12 protein-coding genes are annotated in these 16,964 nt (G+C 59.4%); 8 read left to right on the top strand and 4 right to left on the bottom strand.

Features of this window, described 5'->3' with window-relative positions; all coding sequences use genetic code 11:
• Positions 1 to 9: 9 nt before the first annotated feature.
• A complete protein-coding gene (gene psaA, locus NW870_RS04200) occupies positions 10 to 2,277 on the bottom strand; it encodes a photosystem I core protein PsaA (protein WP_414344621.1) in 2,268 nt (755 codons plus the stop codon).
• A gap of 327 nt (positions 2,278 to 2,604) precedes the next feature.
• Between psaA and ureC the strand changes: the two genes are divergently transcribed.
• The 3 genes from ureC to NW870_RS04185 are packed head-to-tail and all read left to right on the top strand — an operon-like array spanning position 2,605 to position 6,785.
• The gene (gene ureC, locus NW870_RS04195) at positions 2,605 to 4,323 is read left to right on the top strand and encodes an urease subunit alpha (RefSeq protein WP_414374057.1); all 1,719 of its coding nucleotides are present in this window, start codon (positions 2,605 to 2,607) and stop codon (positions 4,321 to 4,323) included.
• A gap of 50 nt (positions 4,324 to 4,373) precedes the next feature.
• The gene (locus NW870_RS04190) at positions 4,374 to 5,480 is read left to right on the top strand and encodes an ABC transporter ATP-binding protein (RefSeq protein ID WP_414374056.1); all 1,107 of its coding nucleotides are present in this window, start codon (positions 4,374 to 4,376) and stop codon (positions 5,478 to 5,480) included.
• A 45-nt stretch (positions 5,481 to 5,525) separates the two neighbouring features.
• On the top strand, positions 5,526 to 6,785 hold the full coding sequence (locus NW870_RS04185; RefSeq protein ID WP_414374055.1) for an ABC transporter substrate-binding protein: 1,260 nt from the start codon (positions 5,526 to 5,528) through the stop codon (positions 6,783 to 6,785).
• A 3-nt stretch (positions 6,786 to 6,788) separates the two neighbouring features.
• Here the strand turns inward: NW870_RS04185 and NW870_RS04180 are convergent, their stop codons facing one another.
• Genes NW870_RS04180 through NW870_RS04170 form a run of 3 tightly spaced genes read right to left on the bottom strand, consistent with a single transcriptional unit; the run spans position 6,789 to position 11,221 of the window.
• On the bottom strand, positions 6,789 to 9,773 hold the full coding sequence (locus NW870_RS04180) for an ATP-binding protein (RefSeq protein ID WP_414374053.1): 2,985 nt from the start codon (positions 9,771 to 9,773) through the stop codon (positions 6,789 to 6,791).
• A gap of 18 nt (positions 9,774 to 9,791) precedes the next feature.
• Complete coding sequence (locus NW870_RS04175) at positions 9,792 to 10,433, bottom strand: ABC transporter permease (protein WP_414374051.1); 642 nt, start codon at positions 10,431 to 10,433, stop codon at positions 9,792 to 9,794.
• Positions 10,430 to 11,221 carry a hypothetical protein gene (locus NW870_RS04170; RefSeq protein WP_414374050.1) on the bottom strand — a complete coding sequence of 264 codons (792 nt, stop codon included), beginning with the start codon at positions 11,219 to 11,221 and terminating at the stop codon, positions 10,430 to 10,432. The genes NW870_RS04175 and NW870_RS04170 overlap by 4 nt, the downstream gene beginning before the upstream one ends.
• 215 nt (positions 11,222 to 11,436) lie before the next feature.
• Between NW870_RS04170 and NW870_RS04165 the strand changes: the two genes are divergently transcribed.
• The 5 genes from NW870_RS04165 to NW870_RS04145 all read left to right on the top strand — a co-directional run bounded on the left by NW870_RS04165 (position 11,437) and on the right by NW870_RS04145 (position 16,922).
• Positions 11,437 to 11,922, top strand: a complete 486-nt coding sequence (locus tag NW870_RS04165) for an ureidoglycolate lyase (protein ID WP_414374049.1) — start codon at positions 11,437 to 11,439, stop codon at positions 11,920 to 11,922.
• Between the two features lie 573 nt (positions 11,923 to 12,495).
• Positions 12,496 to 12,642 carry a hypothetical protein gene (locus NW870_RS04160; protein ID WP_187147246.1) on the top strand — a complete coding sequence of 49 codons (147 nt, stop codon included), beginning with the start codon at positions 12,496 to 12,498 and terminating at the stop codon, positions 12,640 to 12,642.
• Between the two features lie 16 nt (positions 12,643 to 12,658).
• Complete coding sequence (locus tag NW870_RS04155) at positions 12,659 to 13,798, top strand: CAP domain-containing protein (RefSeq protein WP_414374048.1); 1,140 nt, start codon at positions 12,659 to 12,661, stop codon at positions 13,796 to 13,798.
• 192 nt (positions 13,799 to 13,990) lie between these two features.
• Positions 13,991 to 15,538, top strand: coding sequence for a ferredoxin--nitrite reductase (locus tag NW870_RS04150; protein ID WP_414374046.1), 1,548 nt, complete (start codon positions 13,991 to 13,993; stop codon positions 15,536 to 15,538).
• A gap of 61 nt (positions 15,539 to 15,599) precedes the next feature.
• Positions 15,600 to 16,922, top strand: a complete 1,323-nt coding sequence (locus NW870_RS04145; protein WP_414374044.1) for a CmpA/NrtA family ABC transporter substrate-binding protein — start codon at positions 15,600 to 15,602, stop codon at positions 16,920 to 16,922.
• The last annotated feature ends 42 nt before the right edge of the window (positions 16,923 to 16,964 follow it).

Genomic DNA, 16,964 nt, shown 5'->3' with positions numbered 1-16,964 from the left:
CTCCTTGCCTTAGCCGAGTGCGCCGAACCGTGCCAGGAAGAACGCCCAGGTGGTGACGATCCCTCCCAACAGGTAGTGGGCCACACCGACCGCCCGACCCTGAATGATGCTCAGAGCGCGGGGTTGAATGGCCGGAGCGACTTTTAGCTTGTTGTGGGCCCAAACGATGGACTCAATCAGCTCCTGCCAGTAGCCGCGACCGCTGAACAGGAACATCAGGCTGAAGGCCCAGACAAAGTGAGCGCCCAAGAAGAGCAGCCCATAAGCCGACAGAGCCGAGCCGTAGGAGTTGATCACCTGCACCGATTGCGCCCACAGGAAGTCCCGCAACCAGCCGTTGATGTTAATGGCGCTGGTGGCAAAGTTGCCGCCGGTGATGTGCTCAATGGTGCCATCGGCGTTGACGGTGCCCCAGATGTCGCTCTGCATCTTCCAGCTGAAGTGGAAGATCACGATGGAGATGCAGTTGTACATCCAGAACAGCCCCAGGAACACGTGATCCCAGCCGGAGACCTGGCAGGTGCCGCCGCGGCCTGGGCCATCGCAGGGGAAGCGGAAGCCCAATTTGCCTTTGTCCGGGATCAACCGGGAAGAGCGGGCAAACAACACCCCCTTGAGCAGGATCAGCACCGTAATGTGGATGGTCATGGCGTGGATGTGGTGCACCATGAAGTCCGCCGTGCCCAGCACCATCGGCATCATGGAGACCTTGCCGCCCACAGCTACCACGTCGCCGCCAAAGATGGGGCTAACCGAAGCGCCCACATAGGGAGCGGTGCTGGCAATGGCCGAAGTGTGCAGCGACTGGATCCACTGGGCAAAGATGGGCTGCAGTTGGATGCCGGTGTCCGAGAACATGTCCTGCGGACGGCCCAGGGCTTGCATCGTGTCGTTGTGGACGTAGAAGCCAAAGGCGTGGAAGCCCAAGAACAGACACACCCAGTTGAGGTGGCTGATGATGGCGTCGCGGTGGCGCAATACCCGATCCAACACGTTGTTGCGGTTCACCGCCGGGTCGTAGTCCCGCACCATGTAAATGGCCCCGTGGGCAGCACCCCCCACCACGAAGAAGCCGCCTATCCACATGTGGTGGGTAAACAGGGAGATCTGGGTGGCGTAGTCGATGCCCATGTAGGGGTAGGGGTTCATGGCGTACATGTGCTGCGCCACGATGATGCTCAGGGATCCCACCATGGCCAGGTTGATGGCCAGTTGGGCATGCCAAGAGGTGGTGAGCACTTCGTAGAGGCCCTTGTGGCCTTCGCCGGTGAAGGGGCCTTTGTGGGCTTCCAGGATCTCTTTAATGGAGTGGCCGATGCCCCAGTTGGTGCGGTACATGTGCCCGGCCACGATGAAGAGCACGGCAATGGCCAAGTGGTGGTGGGCTTGGTCGGTCAGCCAGAGGGCACCGTTCTGCGGATCCAGGCCACCCTTGAAGGTGAGGAACTCCGCGTACTTGCCCCAATCCAAGGTAAAGAAGGGCACCAACCCGCTGAAGATGCCCCAATCCACGCTGGGGAACATCTCCTTCATCAGGGCCGGCTTAAGGATGAACTCGTGGGGCAAAGGCACCTGATCCGCCGGCACGCCCGCATCCAACATCTTGTTGATGGGAATGGCCACGTGGATTTGGTGACCGGCCCAGGCCAAAGAACCCAGCCCCAGCAGGCCCGCCAGGTGGTGGTTGAGCATCGATTCCACATTTTGGAACCACTCCAGCTTGGGAGCCCGCTTGTGGTAGTGGAACCAGCCGGCGAACAGGCACAGCCCGGCCATCACCAAGCCACCGATGGCGGTGCAGAGGAGTTGAAACTCATTGGTGATGCCGGCAGCTCGCCAGAGGTGAAATAGACCAGAAGTAATGCGGATCCCTTCGAAGCCGCCGCCCACATCCCCATTCAGGATCTCTTGGCCGAAGATGGGCCAGACCACTTGGGCGCTGGGCTTGACGTTGATCGGATCCGCCAGCCAAGCGGAATAGTTGGAGAACTGAGCTCCGTGGTAGTACATGCCGCTCAGCCAGACGAAAACCACTGCCAAGTGGCCGAAGTGAGCGGAAAAGATCTTACGAGAGACGTCTTCTAAGTCGCTGGTGTGACTGTCGAAGTCATGAGCAAGAGCATGGAGGTTCCAGATCCAGGTCGTGGTCTTGGGGCCACGGGATAGGCTGCGGTCGAAGTGCCCCGGCTTGGCCCATTTCTCAAATGAGGTGGGAACCGGATCCACATCAACCGACACCTTGACCTTCGGCTCTCGCTCCTTTGGCGTAGTTGTCATCAAGAACTCCTCTCTTGCGACAAGGAACGAAGCATCCCTACCCCTTGGCAGAAGATTCCCCCAGGGCAGGACTTACCTGGCATTATAGGTCAGGGTTTGTGAGCCCTCAGTTGCTTCACAATAATTAAACGAGGGATCCCTTGTCCCATCGAGGCTGGAGTCGATTGGCAATTGTTCTTTCGATCATAGATGTAAATATATGTAACGAATTTTCAGCCAACCCAATCCGTTCTCAGGAAGGGTTGGAACTGAACAATAGACAGCAAGGGATCCCCTGGGTGGGGATGTGTGGTAAAACCCTGGCAGCCCTTTTGCAGATACCACCCTATGACCCTAGAGATTCCCCGTCGCCAATACGTCAGCAACTACGGCCCCACCGTAGGGGATCGGGTGCGCCTGGCGGACACCGAGCTGATCATCGAGGTGGAGGAGGATTTCACCACCTATGGTGAGGAGATTAAGTTTGGGGGCGGCAAAACCATCCGCGATGGCATGGGGCAATCGCCGACGGCCACCCGCGCCAATGGGGCCTTGGATCTGGTGATCACCAACGCCCTGATCCTGGACTGGTGGGGCATCGTCAAGGCGGATGTGGGCATTCGCGATGGCTACATTGTCGGCATTGGCAAAGCCGGCAACCCCAACATCCAAGCGGGGGTGACGCCGGGCATGGTGGTGGGCCCCAGCACTGAGGTGATTGCCGGGGAAAACCTGATCCTGACGGCGGGAGGGATCGATGCTCATGTGCATTTCATCTGCCCGCAGTTGTGCGAGTTTGCTATCGCTTCGGGAGTGACCACCCTTTTGGGGGGCGGAACCGGGCCGGCCACCGGCAGCAAAGCCACCACCTGCACCCCTGGAGCTTGGAACTTGGGCAAAATGTTGCAGGCGGCGGAGGGGTTCCCCGTCAATTTGGGCTTCTTTGGCAAGGGAAACGCGGCTTTTCCCGCAGCTTTGCGGGAACAGGTGGAAGCGGGGGCCTGCGGCCTCAAGATCCATGAAGATTGGGGATCCACGCCGGCGGTGATCGACAGCTGCCTGCAGGTCGCGGATGAGTACGACATCCAAACCCTCATCCACACCGATACTTTAAATGAATCGGCTTTTGTGGAAGATACCATCGCCGCCATCAATGGCCGCACCATTCACACCTTTCACACCGAAGGGGCCGGGGGTGGGCATGCCCCCGATATCATTCGCATTGCCTCGGAGCCCAACGTGCTGCCCAGCTCCACCAATCCCACCCGCCCCTTTACCCGCAACACCATCGAAGAGCATCTGGACATGCTGATGGTGTGTCACCACCTGAGCAAGAATGTGCCGGAGGATATTGCTTTTGCCGAAAGCCGCATTCGCCCCCAAACCATCGCCGCCGAGGACATCTTGCATGACATGGGGGTGTTCAGCATCATCTCTTCCGACTCGCAGGCTATGGGCCGGGTGGGGGAGGTAATCATCCGCACTTGGCAGACGGCTCACAAGATGAAGGTGCAGCGGGGGCCTTTGCCGCAAGACAGCAGCCGCAACGACAACTTCCGGGCCAAGCGTTACGTAGCCAAGTACACCATCTGCCCTGCCATCGCCCAAGGACTCAGCCACGTCATCGGGTCGGTGGAGGTGGGAAAACTGGCGGATCTGTGTCTGTGGAAGCCAGCCTTTTTCGGGGTTAAGCCGGAAATCGTCCTGAAGGGGGGCCTGATTGCCTACGCCCAAATGGGGGATCCCAATGCTTCCATTCCAACCCCGCAGCCGGTGTACCCCCGCCCCATGTTCGGCAGCTTTGGCCGCGCCCTGACCGAGACCAGCCTGCTCTTTGTCTCCCAGGCTGCTCTAGACTTGGGGATCCCGGAAAAACTGGGGATCCAGCGCCGGGCCGTAGCGGTGAAAAATTGCCGCGAGATCGGCAAAGCGGACTTGAAACTCAATACCGCCACTCCCCACATTGAGGTGAACCCGGAGACCTATGAAGTGCGGGCCGATGGAGAATTGCTCACCTGCGAGCCGGCAGAGGTGCTGCCCATGGCACAACGGTACTTTCTGTTCTAATTTTGGGAGAGTTTGAGAGCTCTATTGAGCGTTTGATCGGTAACCCAAGCATGGGCCACCTTGTTCTCCGCCACCTCAGCAAGCGCTTCCACAAGGGAGGGATCCCTGTCCTCAGGGATTTGTCTTTGAGCGTGGAGGCAGGGGAGATCTTCGCCCTGCTGGGGCCGTCGGGCTGCGGCAAGTCCACCACCCTCAATCTCATCGCCGGCCTGCTGGAGCCGGATCCCTTGCCCTATCCGGGGGAAATCTGGCTGGATGGGATCCCCCTCAACCCTCTGCCGCCGGAACGGCGCGGCGTGACTTTGCTGTCCCAACACAGCCGCCTGTTTCCCCACCTGAGCGTGGGGGAAAACGTCGCTTTTGGCCTGAAAATGCGGGGTATTCCCCGGGCAGAGCGGGAGGCTGCCGCCTTGGGCATGTTGGAGCGGGTGCAATTGGCCGGCTTTGCTCAGCGTCGGCCCAGCCAGCTCTCTGGCGGACAAGCGCAGCGGGTGGCCCTGGCGCGGGCTTTGGTGATTCGGCCCAAGGTGCTGCTGTTGGATGAACCTTTATCGGCCCTGGATGCCAACCTGCGCCAAGAGATGCAGGCTCTCATCCTGGAGCTGCAGGCGGAAACAGGGGTGACGACGGTGCTGGTTACCCACGATCAAGCAGAAGCCACAGCCATGGCCCAACGCATCGGCCTGATGTTTGAGGGGCAGCTACACCAGGTGGGATCCCCTGTGGAGTTCTATCAGCAGCCGCGCTCCGAGCGCATTGCCCGCTTTTTTGGCGGGGTCAATTTTTTCGATGCGCAGGCGGAGGGTCACCAACTTCGCCTCAACGACGGGATCCGCTTGAAAAGCGCCGTGCCACTTCAAGGTCAGGTGCGGCTGACGGTGCGTCCGGAACAGGTGCAGGTGTTTTCGCATCCGCCCGGCTTGGCCGACAATGTTTTCTCCGCTCAAGTGATGGCGGAACGCTTTGCGGGCACCCAGCGACGGCTGACCTTACAAACCCCTTGGGGCAGTCTGCAGGCTTGGGTGGCTCCCCATCAGGTGTTTGCGCCGGGGCAGGCAGTGTGGATCCATTTGCCGCCAGAGGCTCTGTGGCCTGTGGGGGTTGGCGGGGATCCCTCACCCCCGGCCCCTTTCCCCAAGGAAGAGGGGAGAGTTTAAGTTGAATCTGGAACCTGAAAGTTGGATGGGGATGGTGGCAAGGCTATGCAACCCAAAAGCGTTTTCTGGAAGCGGCGGCAGGTGTTGGCCGGCCTGGGATCCCTGGGGGCTTGGGCGTTGAGTCAAGGCTCTCCGTTTGCCCAGAACACCTCCCAGAACATGGTGGATCTGGGATCCGTGAGCTGGGCAGACATTCTGGAGCGGGCGCGGGGCAGCTCTGTCAACTGGGCCATGTGGAGCGGCAGCGAGGCCATCAATGGCTTCGTGGATGGCTGGGTGAAAAGCCAGTTGCAGGAGCGTTATGGCATTCGCTTGAACCGGATCCCGCTCACGGATACCGTTGAAGCAGTCAACAAGGTGATTGGGGAGGTACAGGCCGGGCTGCGCAGCGGCGGCAGCATCGATCTCATCTGGATCAATGGCAACAACTTCCGCACCCTCAAGCAGGGGAATTTGCTCTTCGGCCCCTTTGCTGAGAAATTGCCCAGCTTGACCTTCTATGATCCCGCCGATATTGCAACGGATTTTGGCCTGCCCACTGAGGGCTATTCTGCACCCTACACCGGCAACTACTTTTTGATGGCCTATGATGCCGAACGGGTGCCCAAGCCCCCCCAGAGCCACGCCGAACTGTTGGCTTGGGCAGAGGCCAACCCAGGGCGATTTACCTACGTGGCCCCGCCGGATTTTCATGGCAGCCGCTTTTTGTTGAGCGCCTTCTATGGTGTGACCGGGGGCTATGCCCAGTACAGCGGGCCGGACTTCGATGCCGATCTCTGGGCGCGACAATCCCCTGCCCTGGTGGAATACCTGAGAAAGCTGGATCCCTTCCTGTGGAGACAGGGCCAAACCTACCCGCCCACCTTTGCCCGCCTGGCGGAGCTCTTTGCCAATGGCGAAGTGTGGCTCATCCCCACCTTTATCGATCAGGTGATCTTACGCAAGGGCAACGGCCAATTTCCCCCCAGCACCACCCCCTATGGGATCCCGGGCACCAGCTTGATCGATCCCTCGTTCACGGCCATTCCCATCAATGCGGCCAATCCTTGGGGGGCGATGGTCTTGGCGGAGGTTTTGGCCAGCCCGGAGGGGCAATTGGAAAAGTTCAAGCCGGAGGTTTGGGGGGATCTGCCGCTCATTGATGTCAGCCGGTTGTCTGCCGACTACCAAACAGCTTTTGCCCAACTGGAGGCTGCCGCCGGGATCCCCATTCAAGAGGCCATTGCTGGGGCAGTGCCCATCGTGAACTCCGAATACACGGTGCAACTGGAGGCCCTCTGGCAGCAACAAGTCTTGCCGGGATAGGGGTCACCCAGCCTCTCTCTCTTGGGGATCCGACATTGCGGGCAATGGCGGAGCAGGATCCTCACCTTGGGGCAACCAAACTTGGAAATGCGTCCATCCATCCGAGCTGTTGACGGAGATATTCCCCCCCATGTGCTCCACCAGTTGCTTCACCAAAGCCAGCCCCAGGCCGGTGCCGCCGTGCTTCCAGCGATCCGATTGCGGGATCCGGTAAAACTTTTCAAAGATGCGGGGCAGCTCTGCTGTTGGGATCTCGCTGCTGTTGCTGCAGACGAAGAGGATCCCCTGCCCTTCTGAGACAACCCGCAGGTGGATGGATCCCTCGGGGGCCGTGTACTTGATGGCGTTGTGCAGCAGCTCGCGCAGAATGCGCCCCAAGCAGGTGGGGTCGGCCCAAAGCGAGGGGATCCCTGCCTCCAGGTGCAGTTGCAGGTGTTGATGTTTGGCTTGGGCCAAAGGCTGAGCCCCGTCCAGCAAATCTTGTAAATACCGCGGCAGAAAAATATTCTCTGGTTGCAGCAGATACGTCCCGGCTCCCAGCCGTCGCATATCCAGCAGGTCGTTAATGAGCTCGATTTGCCGGTTGCACTCTTTCAGGGCAATGGTGAAGTAGTGCCGCTGTTTCTCGGGGTTATCGCGGGTCATTTGCAGCATTTGCAAGGCCATGCGCACATTGGTCATGGGGGTGCGCAGCTCGTGGGAGACGGTGCTGAGGAAATCATCCTTCAGCAGATTCAGCCGCTCCAATTCCTTCACCTGCGCTTGGGCTGCTTGGTACAAACGGGCTTGGCGGATGGCCAGGGCACATAGGTTGGCCACCTGATAGGCCAGTTGAATCTCGTCTTGGGAAAACTCTTGCTCCGGCAGCCGCTCCAACAGCAAAGCTCCCAGCCGCTTCTCTTTGTCCCAAAGGGTGCAGACCAGCAGCCGCACCCAGCGTCCCTCTTTCCCTGTGCGACAACAGCAGTGGATTTCCCATTTCTGCTGCGAGGAAGAATGGGACTGCAGCAGGCGCAGGAACTCCGGGTCGCTGGCGTAGTCTGGCCCATGCAAGGGATCCGCCCTGTCGCCCTGAGCTGCATCAGAAGAGAGAAGGGGGGAGTAGCAGTAGCCAGGGATCCAGGTTGACCCATCTTCTAAAAGCAGCAGGATTTGGCAGCAGGTTAGGCCTAGTGCCTCGGCAAGGGCTCTGACCACTTCTTCAAGAATTTCCCCCTCGTTTAGGCTGACCACCATCCGGCTGCTGATGGCGCGCAGCACCCCCTCAAAATGCAAGGCTTGCTGCAGCTTGGCCGTGCGCAGCTCCACCTGGGCTTCTAGCTCCCGGTTGAGGGCTTGCAACTGTTGTTCTGCCCGTTTCTGCTCGGTGATCTCCCGCCCCACCGACAGGATCTCCACCAAGCGGCCTTGGCTGTCGAAAATGCCCTGATCCACCCAGCTAATCCAGCGGGACTGGCCGTTTTCTCCGGGATACTCCCGCTCGCTGCAGTAGAAAGGATGCTCAGGCGTGAGAGCAGCAAAAGCTTGCAACACCTTAGCCTGCTCTTCTTCCGGCAGCCGATCCCGCCAAGGTTGGCCCACCACCTCCTCTGCCCGCCGACCGAAGAAGCGCAAACAGGCAGGATTGACGAAGGTGATGCAGGTATCGGGCCGAAAGCGGCAAATGAGCTCTGTCTGCTGCTCCACCACGGCGCGGTATTCTTGCTGCTGCTGCCAGAGACGATCCAGCAGGGCCTGCTGAGCTGCTGCCGCCTGCTGCCAGGCTTTGGTTAGCGTCTGCACCTCCTGGATGGGGCCGGGATCCAAAGGAGGCCAGGGCTGGAAACCGCTTTGGATAAATTGCTCGGCTACTTGGGTGAGGCGGCGCAGGGGACGGGAGAGAGCTTCGCCGAGGAGGATCCCTGTCCCCAGCATGCTCAGCAATAGCCCACCCCCCAGCAGCGCAGCCTGTTGGGCGCCCCGATGGACTTCGGCCAGAAGGGTTGCCTCTGGGATCCCATGCACAAAATAAAAGCCCAGCCTCCCTTTACTCTGAACGGACTCCACCTCCACCCAGTAGGGGATCCCGCCAACCACGAGGCGCAGCGAATTCTGAGAAGAGGCCGTCTCCCAGGAGCCCACCTGCTCTTGCACAGCCACCAGCAGCGGATGGGGAGCAGGCCCCGCCGTACTGGCCACCACCTGTCCTTCCTCGTCCAGCAGAAAACTCACCTCTGCAGGAGAACGGCCTTCCATCTGTTCCAGAAAGGCTTGAAGCTGCCGGACGGAGAGGGAAGCCACTAAGCTGCCGTAAACCCGCCCCCCCGAGTCGGTCAGGGATAGGGACGTCATGATCAGCCGCTCTGGATCCTGGGCAGGAAGCTCCGCAAAAAATCGGGTTACCACCCAAGTGTCGCGGATCCCTTCCGACTGCAGGAGCTGGGGAAACCAGAACAACCGCCTCAAATCCACAAAGCCTAACTGCCTCCTCAGGCCAGTGGGATCCCCTGTTTCCGGATCCCGTTGGCAGCCCTGGACGGATCCCGGCAACAGGCCGAGTGTATGGTAAGTCCAAATTGATCCGTCGGCGTGACGGCGGGCGATCACAAACCCCCCTTGAGCCGAGACAAAGCCGACATAGCTGAGCTCAGGAAATGGCTGCAACTGGCGGGCAAAGTGAGCTTCCAAAAGCTCTAGATCGGCTGGGCTGGGGGTTGTCAAATCGGGCAGCAGCCCCCCCCTCACTGCCCCTTGATTGAGGACATTGATCTGAAGGGGAATTTGCAAATATCTGGCAAGATGCTCTTCGGTGCGGTCGGTAACTTCCCGCCTCAGTTGCTCCGTCAAGCGCAGCGCCAGGTGTCGCCCGCCCTGCCAGGAGAGATAGGCCACTCCCCCCACTCCCCCTGCTACTGAGAGCACTAGGGGCAGCAGCAACGCCACCCGCAAAGGAATGGAGCGGAAAGGCCACCGGGATCGCACTTCAGAAGAACTAGAGGAAGACAGCATGGGATCCCTCACAGAACCTCAGGCTTGGGGAGGTTCCAAAGCCCGCTGCAGAGTGCCAAGGCCGATCTCGGCCGCAATAGCCAGAAGGGCCACCGGAATCGCCCCCACCAGCAAGATGGCGTTGTCATAGAGAGCAAACCCTAGGGTAATGAAAGTACCCAGCCCTCCTGCGCCGATAAACGCTGCCAGAGTAGCACTGGCAATCACCTCAATGGTAGCCGTTTTAACACCGGCCAAGATCACCGGCAAGGCCAAAGGGATCTCCACGTGCCGCAGTACCTGGGCAGGAGTCATGCCCATGCTCAGGGCAGCTTCCCGTAGGGCCGGCTCAAGGCTGCGGAAGGCCACATCCGTGCTGATCAGAATGGGGGGCAGAGCCAGAAGGGTTAGAGCCACAACTGCCGAACGAAAGCTGAGGCCGAAATAGGGGATGGCCAAAAACAAAATGGCCAAACTGGGGATCACCCGCAGGCTGCTAAACGCATTGATCACCACCAGGGAAAGCATCTGGGAGCGGGAGCTGAAAAAGCCCAGCGGCAAACCCAACAGCAGCCCCATTCCCAAAGGCACCGCCACCAGTTGCAGGTGTTGGACGAAAGCTTGAAACAGCATGTCGCTGTGGTTCTGGGCGTAGCTGAGGGAGCGGGCCAAAAGGCTCATTGCCAATCCGAGTTGCCGTCTGTATCCTGCCTATCTTCCCTAATGGTGTCTGGATCCCTGCTTGGGGCCTGGTTGGCTTCTCGCTCTTGTAAGCGGCGGATTTGGGAGCGCACCTGCAGAGCAATCTGTAAAGCAGTCTCTAGGATACGACCCTGTTCGCTGGCCTGCTCGCTCACCTGCAGAGCTGTCAACGCTGCCAAGTTATCGCCGAAGAACTCGCTCTGCTGCTCGATCAGGTCTTCGTTTTGCCGCAAGATCCGTTCGGTTTTCAAGGCACGGATGAGATCGGCCCGGGTCAGTTTCAGGGCTTCGATCACCTCAGCCCTCTGGGCCAGCTTCACCTCGGGGTTGCCCGCTTCCACCAACTGGTCGTTGACGTGGATGGCCTGGATGATTCGGTTGTAGCGATCCACCTCCCCCAGCAAATTCAACAGCAGCGGCATGCGGCGGCTGCGGAAAATCCAATAGGCTTGGCCCAGGGCGGCAATAGCCGCCAGGATCCCCCATTCCACCAGCCAAGTGCCCCAAGTGGCCTGTAGGCCAGGGATCCAAATCCGCCCCACCAGGGTAAGTAGGGATCCCCCTGTCCAGAAGGTCAAGAAACGCAGGAACAAGTCCAGCGTCACCAGCAAGCGTAGGAGATCCCAGAAAGCGGAGAACTGGCGCAGGCGATCCTTAAAGCGACGAGCAGGCTGAGGCCGATACAACCAAGCCACCGGCACTTGAGAGAGGCTTTCAACTTGAGCTGGGGAGATGATCAGCTCTTGTAAGTCCCGCTGCATCGCCATTTGCTCTGCTGAGGCTGGGAAGTTTTCCCATTGTACTTGCGACCTTGAGCAGCTTGGGCTTGCTCAGGGATCCCTTCCCAGAAGGGAAGCTGCCTGGCCAAGTCTCGATAGAATGGGGTTCGCTGGGCTGTTTGCGTCTTCACGCCCTCGTGCTCACGTTGTAGGGCAACAGTGAGACACAAGACAGCTCGTCAAACGCAAAGGAGAAGAGCAGGGTGACCAGCCAATTGCGCCAACTGAAGGCCCATCTCGCTGAACCGGAAAACTTTGCCCCCTACGGACAGGTCATTTGCCCCACTCCCGATCACAAACCCTTCGACAGTCAAGATGCTCAGTTGTTCTTGAATCAAGGGCAGCCCCGCTTTTACATCATGCGCTTGCCTCGCCGCGGCCTCAAGTTTACTCAGATCACCCACCACATCCGCTGCACCCAGTGCCTGGGATCCCTCAATGGCAAGGAGTGGTTTATTGGTGTTGCACCCCCTGCCGATGAGCTGCGCGTGGATCAGATTCAAGCCTTTCGGGTGCCTGGGGATCGCTTTATCAAGCTGGAGATGGGCACTTGGCATGCCGGCCCCTATTTTGACCACGAAGAGTTCATCGATTTCTACAACTTGGAGCTGGCCGACACCAACATCACCGATCACGAAACCATAAACTTACTCCAAACCTACAACCTGGAGTTCCAGATCACCCCCTGACAAGCTTTTGGGGATCCCTTATCAATCGGGCAAAAAGCAGCATTGATCACAGCAATCTTTCGCTTGAGCGCAAGAAGAGCATGCCTCTAACCCCCAAAACCCTGAACTTTGCTGAATTTACTGAGCTTTAGGCGGTTTGGCAAAAGTCATTGAGAGGGATATAGTAGACCAAGTTTCCCCCTGATCCTTGAGTCCACCGCAACGGTTGCCGGGAAGTGAAGGGGGAAAGCGCTCGGGGGGTATTCCTCAGGGCTTTGCGGGATACCGCCTTCCTGCTTGGACTCCGTCCCGCTGACGCGAACAGAGATAGGCAGGATGCGATCGCTTCTTTCCTGAACCATGTTCAGGAGAGTTCAGCGTGAATGTATCAGTTGTGGGGATCCGTACTCCACTATGGGTGGAGAGAAAAAGTGGGCTTGGATCCCAGTCCTAGTGGATGTAGCCGACTTGGGTGAGCATTCCTTGACTTGGGCTTAAGTTATACCCTTGTCGGCATGAGTTTTGACGCTGTGGCCCACTCGGCCAGGTGATAGAACAGAGTCAAACCCAACAGCATTTGGGAGGTTTGTTGTCATGGCTACGTTGCAACCCAAAGTGACCCACCAGCTTTTGGCGGCCTTAGCCCTGTTTGCCTGTCTGGGCTTGTTGCCTGCTTGTGGCGAGAGCAGCAGCAGCACCGTCAGCCCCCCCAGCATCACCCCCACCCCCACCGGCTCATAATTCGGCTGGTTTTTGCATGCCCTTGCAGCGGTTGCCCAAGTTGGTTCAGCTTTGGGCTTTGAGGATCGCGGGGATCTTTTGTCTTTGTCTGCTGGCGGCCTGTGGAGGATCCCCTACCTCGATGGAGCCACCGCGGGCAGGGGAAGTGCCGATTGCCAGCTTCCTGTGCCGGTTGGATCGCCAGACCCGCAGCTTCACGGGGCCTATTTACGCCGAACAGCCCCAGGTTGCTACCTGCAACCCCGGTCGCCTTACGCCTGCAGCAGCCCAAAAGATGATGGATCGGCTGAATTTTCTACGGCTGTTGCACCAGTTACCGCCGGTGAAGCTCAATCCTCAGTTCCTAGAAGCCGCCCAGCAAGCGGCCTTGATGCAGGTAGCCAATGGTACTCTCAGCCACCAGCCGCCCCCTTCTTGGCGCTGCTTTACCCCTGCTGGGGAGGCGGGATCCCGCTTCAGCAACCTGGCGGTTGGGCCCATCCTAGAGCTGAACGGCCCCGATCCAGGCCGGGTGTTGGCGCGGCAGGTGGACATCTATTTTGCCGAGCCAGGTCGAGAAAACTTTGTGGATGTGGGGCATCGCCGCTGGAACCTGTATCCTCAGTACGCCCAGGGGGCCTACGGCATTGTCTTTGACCCACGGGCTGGACGGGTGACCCAGGCCAACGCCAACTGGATCTTCGGTTTTGACGAGTCCGTGCCAGATCCAGAGTTCATCGCCTTCCCGGAGAAAGACGGCTACCTCTACCGCCTAGAAGGGTTTTCCGGCCAGCCCCTGTCTGCCTACCGCTGGTCTTTCTCGGTGCCCAGCCGTAGCGGCAAGGCTGATCTCAGCCAAGCCCAAGTCCGCATCACCGATGCCCTCAGCGGCGAGCCGGTGCCTGTTGGAGATCTCCGCGTGGGGGATCCCGCCTATGGCCTGGAAACTTTGACCTACTCCGTGGGTTCGATCCAGCCCAATCGCAACTACACCTTTGAAATTAGCGGCATTCGCCTCAACGGTGGCCCCCCCCGCAGCTACCGCTACACCACCGCTCTCTACGACTGCGATCCCCAAACTTCCCAACGGCCCGCACCCCTCACCGAAGGGCTGGGGATCCCGCCCCGTCTGCTCTGGCAGATGGAGCCTTTCAACTCTTTCAACCCTCTCAACTAGCTTTTCCTCACCCCCAGCCCCTTTCCCAAAGGGGAAAGAGGGGTCTGCTGCTCCTAGAAGCCTGACTTTATGCATAAAGCGCAATTCGAGAATGACAAAACTGCATAACTTGTTACAAAGTGTAACGGCCAATACCAAAGTTAACGGTTCGTCATCGCTAGGGTAGCCAGTGTTCACCCCACGGCAGCGATCATGGCGAACCAATTTGAACGCCTCAAAAGCGAAAAGGATGGGCTGGCGGTCAAGGCCGAGCTGGAGGCGTTTGCCCGGATGGGTTGGGAGAACATTCCTGAAGACGACCGGGATCACCGCCTCAAGTGGCTGGGGATCTTCTTTCGCAAGCGCACCCCAGGTCAGTTCATGCTGCGGCTGCGCCTGCCCAATGGGATCCTAACCAGCGGCCAAATGCGGATGTTGGGCGCAATCATCCACCCCTATGGAGAACAGGGCGTAGCCGACATCACCACCCGGCAGAACCTGCAACTGCGGGGCATCCCCATCGAGGAAATGCCCCAGATCCTGGGCTACCTGAAAGAGGTAGGCCTGACCAGCATCCAGTCGGGCATGGACAACGTGCGCAACATCACGGGATCCCCTCTGGCCGGTATTGACCCGGACGAGCTGATCGACGTGCGCGGCCTCACTCGCAAGGTGCAGGACATGGTTACCAACAACGGCGAGGGCAACCCTTCCTTCAGCAACCTGCCGCGCAAGTTCAACATCGCCCTCTGCGGTTGTCGTGACAACTCCGTGCATGCGGAGATCAACGACCTGGCCTTTGTGCCCGCCTTCAAAAATGGCCGTCTGGGCTTCAACGTCCTGGTGGGGGGCTTTTTCTCTGCTCGCCGCTGCGCCGAGGCTATCGGCCTGGATGTCTGGGTGGATCCCCGCGATGTGGTTCCCCTGTGTGAGGCGGTGCTGCTGGTCTACCGGGATCACGGCCTGCGGGCCAACCGGCAAAAGGCGCGGTTGATGTGGCTCATTGACGAGTGGGGCCTAGAGAAGTTCCGGGCGGCTGTGGAGCGCCAGACTGGCCACCCTCTGCTCAGGGCAGCGGAAAAAGATGAGGTGGTCTGGCACAAGCGGGATCTGCTGGGGGTGCATGCCCAGAAGCAGCCGGGCCTCAACTTTGTCGGCCTGCATGTGCCGGTGGGGCGGCTCAACGCCCTGGAGATGATGGAGCTGGCCCGCTTGGCGGAGGTGTACGGCTCCGGGGAGCTGCGGCTGACAGTGGAGCAGAACGTGCTCATCCCCAATGTGCCCGACTCCCGAGTGGCCCCGCTCCTCAAAGAGCCGCTCTTGAAGAAGTTCTCTCCCAACCCAGGGCCATTGCAGCGGGGGCTGGTGTCGTGTACGGGCAACCAGTTCTGCAACTTTGCCCTTATCGAGACCAAAAACCGGGCTGTGGCCTTGATGGAGGAGCTGGAGGCGGAGCTGGAGATCCCCCAAACGGTGCGCATCCACTGGACGGGCTGCCCCAACTCCTGCGGCCAACCCCAAGTAGCCGATATCGGCCTTATGGGCACCACTGCTCGCAAGGACGGCAGGGTGGTGGAGGCCGTGGACATCTACATGGGGGGAGAGGTGGGCAAAGACGCCAAGCTGGGCGAATGCGTGCGCAAAGGGATCCCTTGCGAAGACCTCAAGCCGGTCTTGGTGGAGTTACTCAGGGAGCACTTTGGGGCCAGGCCGCGTCAGCATCCGTCCGCCGCCCAGGCTTCTGTTTTGGTAACCCGCTAGCGGTTCTGTTGCCGTCCTGAAAGTTTTTCTTTCTTCGTCGTTGTAAATCTTGGAGGTTTCGATGTCTAAGCTGTTCAGCACTTCCTCTCCCGTCTCCCGTCGGCAATTTTTGGCCGGGGTGGCTGCTCTCACGGCTGGGGCGGCCACGGCTGGGATCCCGCGCGCCCAATCGCAATCCTTGGGCAAAGGCTACTGGGTGGCGCAGGCCGATACTCCCGAAACCACCAGCGCCAAGCTGGGGTTCATCGCTCTAACCGACGCGGCCCCCCTGATCATCGCCAAAGAAAAGGGGTTCTTTGACAAGTACGGCATGAAGGACGTAGAGGTGGTCAAGCAGGCCTCTTGGGGCACCACCCGCGACAACTTGGTGCTGGGATCCGCCGCCGGCGGCATCGATGGGGCACACATCCTCACCCCCATGCCCTACCTCATCACCACCGGCAAAGTTACCGATGGCAAGCCGGTGCCTATGTACATTTTGGCCCGTCTCAATCTGGACGGTCAGGGCATCAGCATTTCCAACGAGTATCGAGATTTGCAAATCGGCCTGGATAGTTCCCCCCTCAAGGCCAAGTTTGCCGAGCTTCGAGCTGCCGGCAAAGATCCCAAATGCGCGATGACCTTCCCTGGTGGCACCCACGACCTATGGATGCGCTACTGGCTGGCCGCAGGCGGGATCGATCCCACTAGCGACGTCTCCGTCATTGTGGTGCCGCCGCCGCAGATGGTGGCCAATATGAAATCCAGAACCATGGAAGCCCTCTGTGTGGGCGAGCCTTGGAATGCCCAGCTGGTGAACCAAAAAGAGGGGTATAGTGCCCTCACCACCGGCGAGCTGTGGAACGGCCACCCGGAAAAGGCCTTTGCCCTGCGGGCCGACTGGGTGGATGCGCACCCGAAAGCCACCCTTGCCCTGTTGAAAGCGGTGCTAGAAGCCCAGATCTGGTGCGACCAGATGGAAAACAAAGAGGAGATGTGTCGCATCATCGGCGACCGCCGCTGGCTGGGGGTGCCTGTGCCCGATATCTTGGGCCGTTCTCGGGGCACTTTTGACTACGGCACTGGCAAGGTCGTTGAAAACAGCCCCCACCTGATGAAGTTCTGGCAGAACTACGCTTCCTACCCCTTCAAGAGCCACGATCTCTGGTTTTTGACCGAAAACATCCGCTGGGGCTATCTGCCTGCCGACACCGATACCAAAGCCTTGGTGGAGCGGGTGAATCGGGAAGAACTCTGGCGAGAAGCTGCCAAAGCCATTGGTCAGGGGGCAGCCATTCCCCCCAGCACCTCTCGAGGAGTGGAAACCTTCTTCGACGGGGTGCAGTTCGATCCCGAAAATCCTGCCGCCTACCTGGAGAAATTGGCGATTAAGAAGCTGGCCTAATTTCCCAACTTTCCCCAGCAAGTTAGCTGCAAACCCTCTGTC

Source organism: Synechococcus sp. R50.1, from assembly GCF_047462115.1.
Lineage (GTDB): Bacteria > Cyanobacteriota > Cyanobacteriia > Thermostichales > Thermostichaceae > Thermostichus.
This window is presented reverse-complemented; position numbering and strand designations above follow the sequence as displayed.